This window comes from Methylomonas stagni (genome assembly GCF_050154735.1).
GTDB classification, from domain to species: Bacteria; Pseudomonadota; Gammaproteobacteria; order Methylococcales; family Methylomonadaceae; genus Methylomonas; species Methylomonas koyamae_A.
The window spans coordinates 2,103,442-2,116,023 of the sequence record NZ_CP189557.1; the positions used below are offsets into that span (position 1 = coordinate 2,103,442).

Here is a 12,582-nt window from a genome sequence, read left to right on the forward strand (position 1 = left end):
GCCAAACCGTTGGATTTGTTAAACAACAGTAACTCAATCCGCGACAGCGATCCAATTGGGGTACGAACCTTGCTTGAAACGGGACTTTAACCCAAAGTCGACCGCCGACCCTGCCCTTCCGGACCGCCGCGTGCCAAAATCCAAACGATCGCTGTTCGACAGATTATTTCAACGCCACAGTCAAGAGTTGCGGGTGTTTGCCGGGCAGCGCGGCGGGCAGGACAGCGCCGAGGACTTGGTGCAGGAGGCTTATTTACGGCTGCTGCAATGTCCCGACCCGCAATCGATCGATAACGCCAGGGCTTTTCTGTACCGGACTATAGCCAACCTAAGTATCGATCAACACCGCCGTCAGTCGGTCCGCGAGCGTTTTCACCACGATGCCGGCGCCGATGACGCGCTATTGGCACAAATCGCCGACGCGGAGCCGCTACCCGAAGACCGCCTGACCAGCCGCCAAGCCTTGCAAACCCTGAACGACATTTTGCTGGAGCTCCCGGAAAACACCCGCCACGCCTTCGTGCTGTATCGCCTGGAAGGACTACCGCATCGGGAAATCGGCCGGCGCCTCGGCATCTCGGAACGTAACTCGGTCCGGCTGGTGGGCATCGCCGCTCATCACGTACTGACGCGCTTTACCGACTGGAGCGAACAATGACCTTTCCCGCCTCCCCCGAGCCCTTCGCCGGGCGCCAAGACTCCGGTCGCGGTCAGTGTGCCGCGACTAGCTTGCGCGGTACCTCCAGTAGCTTAGTCCGGCGCGACGAACCGCGAGTCGATTGTCGCGACACCATTGGCAAACCGAATCGTGACATATTGAACGTCCGCTGCGTACAGCCTGGAAATCAAGGCGGCAACGGGTTTTACCCGCCCTTGCGTCGATACCGCGCAGGACCGAGAGAAATTGGCGTCGAAGCCACTCTCCCGAGCGGATTTGGCGTTTTTCAAGGCGCGAGCATGGTCGCGATGGCTCAACCCAAGGGTTTACAATGCCCTTCCTACCCGACTCGCCAACCGTCTTGAAGCGCATGCCCGAATCTCCGCCCACCTTGCAGCAACAAGCGATCGACTGGCTGCTGCGTCTGGAATCGGCCGACTGCACGCCGGCCGAGCGCGCGGCTTTCGAAGCGTGGCTGGCGCGGGACGAAGGTCACGAACGGATCTACCGGCAAATAGCGCGGCGCTGGCGACAACTTGACGGCTTTAAGGGCCAGGACTTTCCGGTCCGCGCCGCCGCGCTGATCTACCGGCGCCCGCGCCGCCGGCTCGCCGAATCGGCGTTGGCGGCCTGTCTGATGTTGGGTCTGGGCGTGGCGACCTTCTCCGAACGAGGCTGGTACGGGCGCAACGCGGTTTACGCGACCGAGCGCGGCGCCAGCCGGACGGTTCAATTGGCGGACGGCTCCCGGCTGGAATTGAGTCCGGACAGCGAATTGACGGTACACCTCGACCGCTGGCGTCGCTCGCTGGTGCTGATCAAGGGCGAGGCTTACTTCGACGTCGCGCACGACCGGGACCGCCCGTTCCAAATCGAAGTCGGTGGCGCTAGCGTCGTCGATTTAGGCACCCGCTTCGACGTGCGTCTGCATAACGACGAAGTGACGGTCGCGGTCGTCGAAGGCGCGGTTCGAGTCGATCACATCGAAAATCGGGAAATCCACGCCAACCAAGCGTTGAGTTTCGACCGTAAGGGCCGGTTTCGCGAATTGCCCGCCAACCAAATCGCGATGCAGACCGCTTGGCGCGAAGGCCGGTTGATCTTCGAAAACCGCCGGCTTGACGAGGTTTTGGCCGAGCTGGAGCGTTATCACGACATCCGCCTGACCTTGGCCGACCCGGCCTTGGCCAAACTCAAGGTCAGCGGCACGTTTCATACCGACAATCTCGACAGCGCCTTGAACATCATCGCGATGACGCTGCCCATCGACATTCGCCGACCCAATCCGCGGCAAGCCGTGCTCGACAAGCGCGGCAACGATTGATTCGGGCTTTTATAACTATTTAGCGCGAAGTAAAAACGCCTATCTGATTTTGGTCAATCACCGCCATAGGGATGCCGCCCAGCCTTACCGGCACCCTGAATCAACGAGTGTTACGAGCAGATGAAGCGTAGGCAAATTTGCCCACCGTTAAAATCCGCGTCCACATGGCTACGGTCCTATGGCGTTTATATCGGCAACTCGCTAACGTGGTTCGAGTATGCCGATTTCCCGAAAGCTGATGCCTTTCAAACCAAGTTGATGAATGTGATCGACAAATGTCTGGGTGGCAAACAGGGTTGACCTATTGGAATCTTCGAGCGTAAACAAACCGACCGACTCAACGGTGGGATCGTGGATAACGACATAATCGATCATATAGATTTGCCGACGGTCATCGTTATCTCGATGAAATTTCGATCGCTCCGGATCATAGTCCTTGGTGGTTTTCAGGCAATTCAGCAACAGCCAGTCCTCCCCGTCGATCAAGACCGGCGAAAACTCCAGTTCCGGAGGCTTTGCAGGAAAAATAGTATCTAGCAGGCTTTGAGGTATAAAAAGCCCTTCAAGATAGGCACATATATCCGCTCGCTTGTCCCAGCCTTTTCTGATGTCTTTTGGATCTGAATAAAAATAAAACGGCAACGGTTGCCAACTATCCAACAATGAAATCCACTCCTTGCCTTCCAGATAAGATTCACTGGCTTTAGAATCCACGAGCAAAGGTACTCTATAACGGTTATCGCATCTAATTTGATAGATTTTCATAAATGATGTGTTCTAACCATTTAAAAGGGAAGGTTCCGGCTTGGATTCTTGCACGGATACCAGCCAAAGAATCCGCAACTTCACCATAGGTTGCCGCTCCTCGTAAGGAATCATATACCGCTTCATGATAGGCTCTAGTATGAAGATAGTCATGATACATGCCATGCACGAATAAGCCATTGTTGGCATCGTCAATACTCATCCCTACCTTCGCCAAAATGGCGCGCGAATCTTCTGCTCTTTTAGCTCCCCACGCCACGATGTGGTGAGTTGCATCGCCTTCGTCCTTAGTTTCGCCCCGTTCCTTAACGATATTTAGTTAAGGTATAAGTAGACCGCCAATACCCCAATTGCTCTTGTTCGCCTAGATTGAGTCCGGGCGAATGCAATCCCAATCCCATCGTGGCACCAAACGATCCAATCGAACTGAAAGCGTTCCCGATTGCTGATGTGAAATCGCTAATCATCGAAGCTAAGCCAAACGATTCAAAAAGGGGCGGAACAGCTTCGAGTACATACGTCCCCGTCGCATACGTCCCGGTCGGATCGGTATAGCTGACCGGATTGCCGTTGGCGTAAGTATAGACGTTGGTGCCGCCTTCCAGGCCGATCAGGTCGGGTTGCAGGTAGCGGCCGACGTGTGGGGAGAAATAGCGGGTGTGGTTGTAGTGCAGGCCGGAGAAGGCGTCGTAGTATTGGCCGGGGTAACGCAGGTTGAAGGTGGTCTTCGCGCCGTCGCCGTCCGGGTCTTCCAGGGCCGGGGTATCGCCGTAGGGGGCGATTGGCCAGGCCGAGATCGGTTGGGTCAGATCGCCGGCCACCCGGCGCAAATAGCGCGGGGTGTTGGTGAAGTCGGTTTCGAGTTAGGCGTGGTTGACCAGACCGCCATCCGGCCGTTGGTCGATCACCGCGAGAGGGTTGCCGCCCAACTGTCTCCGATTAGCGAAGCGTAATCGGAGACATACCAACCATTCGTCCGATTACGCTTCGCTAATCGGACCTACGGTCCTTACATAACAACGAATCCTCCTCATGAATTAATACTTCTTCCAATTTATCGAGAATAGAGTTTATTTGCTTATTTTCTTCAGAGTCAATATTACGACTTTTATCAATAAGCTCGCTATTTATTATTTCTAAATCCAGAATTAATGGAAACAAACAATCTTCCCAAAAACCACCTCCAATTACAGTACCAATCATCTCCATGCGACGAATAAAACTATTAAAGTCAAGCTTTCCATTATGGAAATCAGATATTGAAAACCTAAGTTGATTTATTTGTCGGATTAAATATTCGCTCATTTTATTACCTCGTTATTTAGTAATAACCGTAATGACTCGACCAGTATCTCTATCCGTAATAACTACGAGCCCCCCATCTACGCTTGTATTTTGAATTCTCGAATCTGGGTATGTTTTATCTGGGACAGAAGTTCCGTTCGTAATCGCATCCTCAACTGCACTTGGAGGAACACCCCGACCTTGCATTTGGTCGAGTGAGTGCCCGCCGTATTCCCTCTCACCAATAGTCGTCGGCTGATTTGTACCTTTAGGGACATCCATTGGAGCCCCGCGTTGACCGGTCGGAGTCGATGGATGCTTATCGCCGACATCAGTTTCGCTCTGTTTCTGATCCGACTGAGAAGGTTCCGTCATCTCGCTAATCATAGCCATCTCGGCTGACCAAGCGAAATTTAGAAAATTGAATAACGTCATGAAACAACCACAGCTTTCGCTTTCAGTCCCCGTCGGATCGGTATAGCTGACCGGATTGCCGTTGGCGTAAGTATACACATTGGTGCCACCTTCCAGGCCGATCAGGTCGGGTTGCAGGTAGCGGCCGGCGCGGGGCGAGAAGTAGCGGGTGTGGTTGTAGTGCAGGCCGGAGTAGGCGTCGTAGTATTGGCCGGGGTAGCGCAGGTTGAAGGCGGTCTTCACGCCGTCGCCGTCCGGGTCTTCCAGGGCCGGGGTGTCGCCATAGGGGGCGATCGGCCAAGCCCAGATCGGTTGGGTCAGGTCGCCGGCCGCCCGGCGCAAATAGCGCGGGGTGTTGGTGAAGTCGGTTTCGATGTAGTACAGCGCGGCGGCACTACCATCGGCATTTTGGTCGATCACCGCCAGAGGGATATCCCCCAACCAAACATAATTGCGCATTTTGCCGTTGGCGGCGACTTCGAAAATCAGATGGTCGGCCTGATCGTAGACAAACCGAGTCTCGCCGGCCACGCCGCTTTTTAAGACGCGCCGCCGTAAGCCGTCGTATAGGTAGGATTCGCTGCCGACGCCGGCTTTGCTGAAGTAGGCCATCGCCCGGCTGGCGTCGTAACCAAAGCTGAAACCGCCGTATTTGGTCACGAAACCCGACAGATCGAAACCGTAAGCTGCATTCCAACCACCGGAGCCGTTCGCTGGCGGAGCGGGGGTCATATTTTCGGAGACCAATCGGTTGTCGAGATAACTGAACGTGTCGGTGCGGGCTAACCCGCCCGAAGCGCTGAAGTTTTGCAACAGGGTTAAATTGCCGTTGTTATTGTGGGTCAGCTCAGTGCGCTGTTGGCTTTGGGTGGTGGTTTGGGACGACAAATGATCCAGGTCGTCGTAACCGAAGCCGTATTCACCGTAACCGCTTACTCGATCTCGCTCGTCGTAGCGAACCTCGTTGTTGTAAAGCACCGATTGGTCTTGCTTGACCAACTTAACCGCCGACAAACGCCCACCGGCGTCGCGTTCGCGGGAATACACCAAACCATTGCCGAACATTAGTTTTCGCAAGCGACCGATCAACGGCTGATAACTGATATCCGCCGCCAAGGTATCCGCCCAGCCGTTCGGCAAATAGCCTTTCACGTCGACAATCCGTCCGTCGCTACCGTAGCCGTAAGCGACGGCCAGGCCACCGGGATAGGTCAGGCGCTCTAAACGTCCCGAGTCGCCTGGCCCGGCCCCGAATTGAGCGGCGGTTTTTAAGGTATTAAAGCCAGTGATCAATTGTTCCGCCGCGACAATATCGCCACGACCGTTGTATTTGAGATTATCAACCACCTGTCGGGCGCCGGTAACCACCGAACTTCGGTTTCTACTGGCGACACGATTGACATAATTGGTCGATGCGCCAGGGTCAGTGGAAATGGTGGGAATATCCCACGTTTGGACCAAGCTGGTGCCATCGGAATAGTCAATCCGGGTCAAGCGGTCCAGCGCATCGTATTGTTTGACCGCGCTATGGCCGTCGCTGTCCGCCCGGTAGGTTTCGTTGCCGGCCTTGTCGTATTCCGAACCGCGGTTGCCGAAGTCCGGCGAGTCTTCGTCGGTGTGCTTGCCGAGTTCGTTGTTGCTTAATAGCGTGGTGGCGTTCACCGGATCGACGACTTGCTTGACCCGGCCAGCCACGTCGTAGTCCAGGCTGAATAGCGGGGTTTGCGCGCCCAGCGTGCCGTTGCTCAGCAGCGGCGCCCTGGCCCGGTCGCTGATCTGATCCAGACCGGTGTAGAAGCTCAGGTCGCAGATTTCGCCGCTCAGGCAACTGCGTTCCAGCAGGTTGTTGGCGTTGTGTTTCAGTTCCCGGTTCCAGCCGCCGCTGCCGTCCGAGGCGGTCAACAGCAGGCCTTTGTCGTCGAAGGATTGGTGCCAGGTCTGTGGGTTGTCGCCGCTACGGCTGGCGATGGTGTGCAGGACCTTGCCCCGGCTATCGCGTTGATATTCGACGCTGTCGGTAATGCCGTCGTGGGTCAGGCTGACGGTCTTGACCGAACCGGCCGGGGTATAGGTGTAGTGGAGTACGCTGTTGTCCGGCCGGGTCAGGGTTTTCAAACGGCCGTCGGTGTAGTAGTCGTAACGGGTCACGTCGTTGCCGACCGTGACGGTCTTGGGTTGACGTAGCGCGTTGTACGCCGTGACGGTGTGAACGCCGTTGATGTCGGACTGATCGGTAACTTGGCCGTGGGCGTTGACGCTTACGACTTCACTCACGTGATCCAGCGCGTCGGTGGTTTTCCACAGGTCGCCGTTGCTGCGGTAGTCGGTGACGCTGGCGCCGTTTTCCGGGCGCGGCCCGGTTTTGACGACGCGCAGCGTGACGTGGGTGTTGGGGTCGTAGTTGTAGCTGACATCGGTTTGATGACAGGTTTTGGAGTTGGCCGGACAGGCGTCGTTGACCAAGGCTTCCGAGGCGGGGCGCACTATTTCGCGGGTGAGGTGGCCTTGGTCGTTATAGCGCCAGTCCTTGGCGACTTCGCCAACCACTTCCGAGGTTTTCAGCGGGAAGCGGCTGTCCCAGGTACGGGTGGTGGTGCGGGCTTCGGCGGTGCCGTCGGCTTCGGTTTCGGTCAGGGGCAGGCCGTTGCTGTTGTAGGTAAAGCGGGTGACCCGGTTGAGGTAATCGGTGCGGGTCAGCATGTCGCCGTTTTTCTGCCAGGTGTAGCCTTGGTAGTCGGCGTCGCAGCCGGCGCAACGGGTGCTGACGGCGACCGGTCTATAAAGAAAAGCCGCGTCGGTGTCGGTACAATTGATGCATTTGAAGGATCGGAAATAGGGTACCGAGCGATAGGCACTCGAATCTGAATCGGTAAATTGCTCGGTCAGTTTGTATTTGGTGGGACTCGAGTTAAGAACTAAACCGCGCTTTTGTAGCAAGTTCTTCGCGTTATGGCCGGCACGGGTGATTTGAGAGTAGGTTGGAAAAAGAGTCCCGCAGAGCCAATCAAATTTGACATCCAAGACTGTTTGCCCGGCTTCTTGAACTTTGCTCAGATAAGAAAACGCGTTAGGTATCCCGTTACAATCGACGGTCGTCACCGTGGCATAAGTCCTGACGAGCGCCGCCGAAGCCCCATCGGCGGCGGGCAATGTAATGGTTCGCGGGCTAGCGGTGAAGTTGTAACGGTAAACCTGATTGTCCGGATCGGTGACCGACGACAGCACGGCGGAGGTATATTGAAAACTTAAGCGGCGGCCGCTCGGTATGTGAGTCACTTCAGTCAATCTGTACGGCGAATTGGTTTGGTACGTAAGGCGATGTTCTATACCCGCCCGGTTGAAACGAGCTACCAAGCGGTTTTTGCTATCGTAAGCTTCGCGAATCCCGGTTTTAAAATTGGTATATACCCATTTGTAGGTGACGCCGTTAACAGACCCGTTTTTAACCAGAGTATCGTGTATGTCTCTGGCATAAGGCTTCAGGTTCTCCATGAACTTGGTGCAAATCCCCATCGTGCAAACACTGATAGTTCGATTGCCGGAGGATCCACCATAGTTGAGATGGTCTATCAGACAACTGGAGTAGCTATGAGGCCACTCCCCGTTCATGGCGGCTTGATTGTCGCAGTCTTCCGCCGTGATGCTTCGCGGCGAGGTGATGAACCGGGTAAACTCCAATGGAAACTGGCCTTCGCCCCGATAGTCTGTTTCCTTCAGCAGTGTCGCGCCATACAGCGGCTCGGTTTGAAATTCCACTTGAGGTACGCGGTTCTTGTCCGATTGTTCGACTTGCATCTGTCCCGCCAATTGCTCGTAAGGCAAACCGGGATCGGGATACGCGTTAGCCGAAAGCAAGCACATTCCAACGACTATTATCAGCAATCGACTAGACAGGGTAGCAAGCATGTTGTCTCCTTAATCAGTATTTATCCAAACGGCAGCACCCGTATTAACACGTTTAATCAGCGGCGCACATTTTGTAAGACGATTGAGAAACGAAAATCCCCCAACTCCATTCGATTTTTTTGCATCGTCACGCGCCTAATATCGCGTCGACAAGCAGTCCAACGGGAACTTATGAATTCAGGGGGCAACCACCCTCTAACCCGAAATTGGATTAGAGGCGTCTCAGGATTCGCAGGAGAATCGACCAGACGTATCTAATCCCGCTGACCAAGCCGCAATGGTTATCCGAAAACACAATACACCCCCTAAAGTCCGCACCAACAAGCCACGTAAGCGCTTGTCAAAATAAATCGCGACGGTTTGGCGTCTTTTCGACGCTGGTGCGTTTCATAGGAAACCCTAAACCCAAGGAGACCCTATGACCGCATCGCTAAAACATCCGCTCTTATTGACCGCCGCGTTGCTGGCTTGCGAAGTGCGCGCCGCCGACCCGAGCTACGCTTTCGACATCCCGGCGCAAGATCTGGCGGGCGCGCTGCAAAAACTGGCCGCGCAATCCGGCAAGCAAATCTTTTACGCTCACGACAGTGTCGCCGGTCGCCGCGCGCCCGCCTTGCAAGGCTCCATGAGCTTGCCCGAGGCCGCCGCCAAATTACTGGCCGGCACCGGCCTGAGCTCTTCGGTTGCCGGGGACGGCTCGCTGGCGATTAAGCCGCTCGGCGGCGATGCGACGATGATGGCGCCGGTCAATGTCGTCGGTAAAGCCGCTTACGATTCCAGCGATCCCTACAACACCGATTACCGTCTACCCAACGCCACCACCGCGACCAAGACCGACACGCCCATCATGGACACGCCGGTGTCGATCCAGGTGGTACCCAAGGCCGTGCTGGCCGACAAACAATCCATCACCCTGCCCGATGCGGTCAACGGCCACGTCAGCGGCGTGCTGGGCCGCACCGGAGGCGGCTATCTGTACGACAATTTCATCATCCGCGGCCTAGCCGGCTCGGGATTCGGCGATGCCTACCGCAACGGCTTGTTCAACCGCCAGGACGTTTACGACATCGCCAATATCGAGCAGGTGGAAATCGTCAAAGGGCCGGCGGCGGTATTGTACGGACGCATCGAACCCGGCGGCCTGGTCAATTACGTGACCAAAAAGCCGTTGGATACCGCGTATTATTCGGTCCAGCAACAATTCGGCAGTTACGATCAATACCGCACGCTGATCGACGCGACCGGCCCGCTGGATGCCGACAAAACCGTGCTGTACCGCCTCAATGGCTCCTACCTGGACAGCCAATCGTTCCGGGAGTTTGTCGGTAACGAACGCTATTTCGTGGCGCCGAAACTCAGCTGGCGGCCCAATGAAAAATTCGAAACCAATCTGGAGCTGGAATACAAGCGCGACCGCTTCAACGCCGACTTCGGGATTCCGGCCATCGACCATCGCCCGGCGCCGATTCCGATCACCCGCACGCTGAAGGACGGCGCGCAACGCCAGTTGATGGAAAGCAAGCTAGTCGGCTTCGACTGGACCTATCATTTCAACGACGATTGGAAAATCACCCAGCGTTATTTATTCAAGGATTGGTCTTTGAGCGGACCGACCCTGTTCAATTTCGGCGGTCTGCGCGAGGAAGACGGGCACTTGTTTTTAGACCGTACCGCCTCCAAAGGCGTGCAGGACATCATGACCCATTCCGGTAATATCGACTTGAACGGCAAATTCGAAATCCTGGGCAGCCGGCATAACCTGCTGATCGGCGTCGACGGTTTTCATGCGACAACCGAGTCGAATTCGGCGCGAGCGGCGGTCGCGGGAATCGACATCTTCGCGCCGGTTTACGGCCAAGTCGATTTCAACGCCCTGCCCGCCGACAACGCGTTCTTCTACCGTAAGGAATCCTGGATAGGCGCTTACGTTCAAGACCAAATCACGCTGTTCGACCGGCTGCACATCCTGCTCGGCGGCCGATACGACAACGTCAGCACCGGCGGCCGGTTTTCGCCGGTCTCGCTGGCGGCCGCCCAAGCCGGCCGGGTCAAGCAGGAAGACAACGCCTTCAGCCCCCGCGCCGGCGTCGTCTACCGGGCTCAGGACTGGTTATCGCTGTACGGCAGCTATACCGAATCCTTTAGCGCCAATAACGGCCTCTCCGGCACTGGCCAACGCTTCGATCCGCAGCAAGGCCAACAGTACGAAGTCGGCATCAAGACCGAATCTGCCGATCGGAAATTTTCGTCGACCTTGGCGTTTTTCCATTTGACCAAAAGCAATCTGCTGACCGACGATCCCCATCAAGCCGATCCCAATTTTCAGATTCTGGCTGGCAAGATCCGTAGTAAAGGCATAGAACTGGATTTGGCCGGACAGATTACCGACCAACTGCATCTGCTTGGCACATATGCGTATACGCAAGCCAATTACATTGAGGACTTCGACGGACTGCAAGGCAAACGCCTGGAAAACGTACCCAGGCACCAAGGCAGTTTGTGGGGCACGTGGCAATTTAACGACGCGTTTAAAGCGGGCCTGGGCGTCGTAACGGTCGGCAAGCGACCAGGCGATTCGGATAATTCTTACTACATGCCCGGCTATGTCCGTTTGGATGCAATGGCCGCATATACCCAACGTTTCGGCCAACAACGCTTGACGGCTCAGTTAAATGTCAACAACCTGTTGGACAAACGCTATTACGCCAACTCCGACGGCAGCAGTCTGGGCGCGATTCCCGGTTATCCGGTCAATGTGATGGGTTCGTTGAAGTACGAGTTTTAAGCCGAAACCAGCGATCCGAGCGCCCGACGACATCTCCCACCGGGCGCTGTCCTCCATGGAGAAACCCGGATAAAACCAAGATTGGCCCCCGAGTGGCAGCGGACAAACAATCGACTTGACTTAACCAACAAATCGGCGTAACAAGCGGGAGTAATTCAGTCGGTTGATCTTGGTTTCAACCGTTGGATTTTCGGGTTTCCCTAGTCATTTCGAGTCTCCTCATGAGCGATTTGTCCGTTACCAGCGCGCTGCAATCCGGCTTTCAACAGCTGAGTTCGGTCTCGGCCAAACGAAATGCCGAGCAAGCCGAACAGCTGGCCCAATCCTTAAGGAAACAAGCCGATTCCGCTCAAGCCATGGCGGATAAATACGAGGAAAAAGCGCTGGCGTTGGATAGCCGAGCCAATCAGGCGCAAGTCAAATCGGACGACCTGAATAACCGTTTGACGCTGAGCAACGCTTTCCGCCAAGCCGGCGAGCAAGCGACCAAAATCGTCAACGAAGCCGAAGTTCAGCCAGCGACCTATTCGGCGTCGGGTTTGACGACGACGGCCGGCGATACTTCGGCAACCGGTGTCGGCGGCAATATCGATACCGTGGCCTAGCCTGCTCGTTTTGGTCGAGGCATCGTCCTTCAAGGCTAATTCAGTCGGCGTCCCGCAAGCATTTCAAGCGACCAAGCCGGTCCGCGGCGCATGGGTTTCCGGGAAATCCGCGATTGCCAGATGTGGACGGCGAATTCGGTCAGGCCCTCGCCGACCTCAGCCCATCCACCCATCGGAAACATCAGCCTGTAGGGTGCGCGCCACTGTAACCGGCGGACGGTTAAAGCCCCGGCATGCCGACATAACCCGGTTGACGGCCGATTCGCTGCAACCACGCGCCAATATGCCGGTATTCGTCTAACGCTATGCCGGCCTGCGAAGCCAGCGCGACATAAGGATAGCAAGCCACATCGGCGATACTGATGCGGCCGTTCGCCAGCCACTCGCGGTTTTCCAACCGTTGCTCCAACACCGCCAAACCACGCTTGCCCAGTTCTTGGCATTGGCCGATGTCCCACGGCCTACCGAACAAATTAGCCGCCCGGGCCCGCGCCAAGCCGTATAGCAGCTCGTTTTGAGCGAGCGCTAACCACTGCATGACTTCGGCTAAGGCAGAAGGCTCCAGGGGCAACCAATGCGGCGCGCCGTATTGCCTGGCCAAATAGACCAAAATGGCCGTCGAATCCCAAAGCCTGATCTCGCCGTCCTGCAAAACCGGAATCTGACCGCGCGGATTGAGTTGCAAGAATTCCGGGCTTCGATTTTCTTGCCTAGCCAAATCGATAGGCACCGTTTCGTATTCGAGTCCCAGCAAACCGCAAAATAGGCGGATTTTGTAACAATTGCCGGACAGCAGCATATCGTAGAGCTTCAAGGCGGTTCTCCCAAGGGTAGGCAACGA

The 12,582-nt window shown here is 56.0% G+C and carries 11 protein-coding genes; 4 read left to right on the forward strand and 7 right to left on the reverse strand.

The features are described from left to right. The first annotated feature begins 130 nt into the window (after positions 1–130). Positions 131–658, forward strand: a complete 528-nt coding sequence (locus tag ACP4CD_RS09740) for an RNA polymerase sigma factor (protein ID WP_426994392.1) — start codon at positions 131–133, stop codon at positions 656–658. 92 nt (positions 659–750) lie between these two features. Here the strand turns inward: ACP4CD_RS09740 and ACP4CD_RS09745 are convergent, their stop codons facing one another. Beyond that, complete coding sequence (locus ACP4CD_RS09745) at positions 751–975, reverse strand: hypothetical protein (RefSeq protein ID WP_426994393.1); 225 nt, start codon at positions 973–975, stop codon at positions 751–753. Between the two features lie 14 nt (positions 976–989). Between ACP4CD_RS09745 and ACP4CD_RS09750 the strand changes: the two genes are divergently transcribed. Next, positions 990–1,982 carry a FecR family protein gene (locus tag ACP4CD_RS09750; RefSeq protein WP_426994394.1) on the forward strand — a complete coding sequence of 331 codons (993 nt, stop codon included), beginning with the start codon at positions 990–992 and terminating at the stop codon, positions 1,980–1,982. 201 nt (positions 1,983–2,183) lie between these two features. Here the strand turns inward: ACP4CD_RS09750 and ACP4CD_RS09755 are convergent, their stop codons facing one another. The 5 genes from ACP4CD_RS09755 to ACP4CD_RS09775 all read right to left on the reverse strand — a co-directional run bounded on the left by ACP4CD_RS09755 (position 2,184) and on the right by ACP4CD_RS09775 (position 8,351). Then, positions 2,184–2,747: a hypothetical protein gene (locus ACP4CD_RS09755; RefSeq protein ID WP_426994395.1), complete on the reverse strand. Its 564-nt coding sequence runs from the start codon at positions 2,745–2,747 to the stop codon at positions 2,184–2,186. Beyond that, positions 2,728–3,060, reverse strand: a complete 333-nt coding sequence (locus ACP4CD_RS09760) for an AHH domain-containing protein (RefSeq protein WP_426994666.1) — start codon at positions 3,058–3,060, stop codon at positions 2,728–2,730. The genes ACP4CD_RS09755 and ACP4CD_RS09760 overlap by 20 nt, the downstream gene beginning before the upstream one ends. Beyond that, positions 3,053–3,568 (reverse strand): RHS repeat-associated core domain-containing protein, encoded by a 516-nt coding sequence (locus tag ACP4CD_RS09765; RefSeq protein WP_426994667.1) that lies wholly within the window; start codon positions 3,566–3,568, stop codon positions 3,053–3,055. The genes ACP4CD_RS09760 and ACP4CD_RS09765 overlap by 8 nt, the downstream gene beginning before the upstream one ends. A 169-nt stretch (positions 3,569–3,737) precedes the next feature. Next, complete coding sequence (locus ACP4CD_RS09770) at positions 3,738–4,052, reverse strand: hypothetical protein (RefSeq protein ID WP_426994396.1); 315 nt, start codon at positions 4,050–4,052, stop codon at positions 3,738–3,740. A 12-nt stretch (positions 4,053–4,064) separates the two neighbouring features. Beyond that, positions 4,065–8,351 (reverse strand): RHS repeat-associated core domain-containing protein, encoded by a 4,287-nt coding sequence (locus tag ACP4CD_RS09775; protein ID WP_426994397.1) that lies wholly within the window; start codon positions 8,349–8,351, stop codon positions 4,065–4,067. Positions 8,352–8,769: 418 nt separating this feature from the next. Between ACP4CD_RS09775 and ACP4CD_RS09780 the strand changes: the two genes are divergently transcribed. Both ACP4CD_RS09780 and ACP4CD_RS09785 read left to right on the forward strand, forming a co-directional pair. Then, a complete protein-coding gene (locus ACP4CD_RS09780) occupies positions 8,770–11,136 on the forward strand; it encodes a TonB-dependent siderophore receptor (RefSeq protein WP_426994398.1) in 2,367 nt (788 codons plus the stop codon). 221 nt (positions 11,137–11,357) lie between these two features. Continuing rightward, positions 11,358–11,741 carry a hypothetical protein gene (locus ACP4CD_RS09785; protein WP_426994399.1) on the forward strand — a complete coding sequence of 128 codons (384 nt, stop codon included), beginning with the start codon at positions 11,358–11,360 and terminating at the stop codon, positions 11,739–11,741. A 220-nt stretch (positions 11,742–11,961) separates the two neighbouring features. Here ACP4CD_RS09785 and ACP4CD_RS09790 read toward each other — a convergent pair whose 3' ends face one another. After that, positions 11,962–12,555 (reverse strand): glutathione S-transferase family protein, encoded by a 594-nt coding sequence (locus ACP4CD_RS09790; protein WP_083385560.1) that lies wholly within the window; start codon positions 12,553–12,555, stop codon positions 11,962–11,964. Positions 12,556–12,582 lie beyond the last annotated feature (27 nt).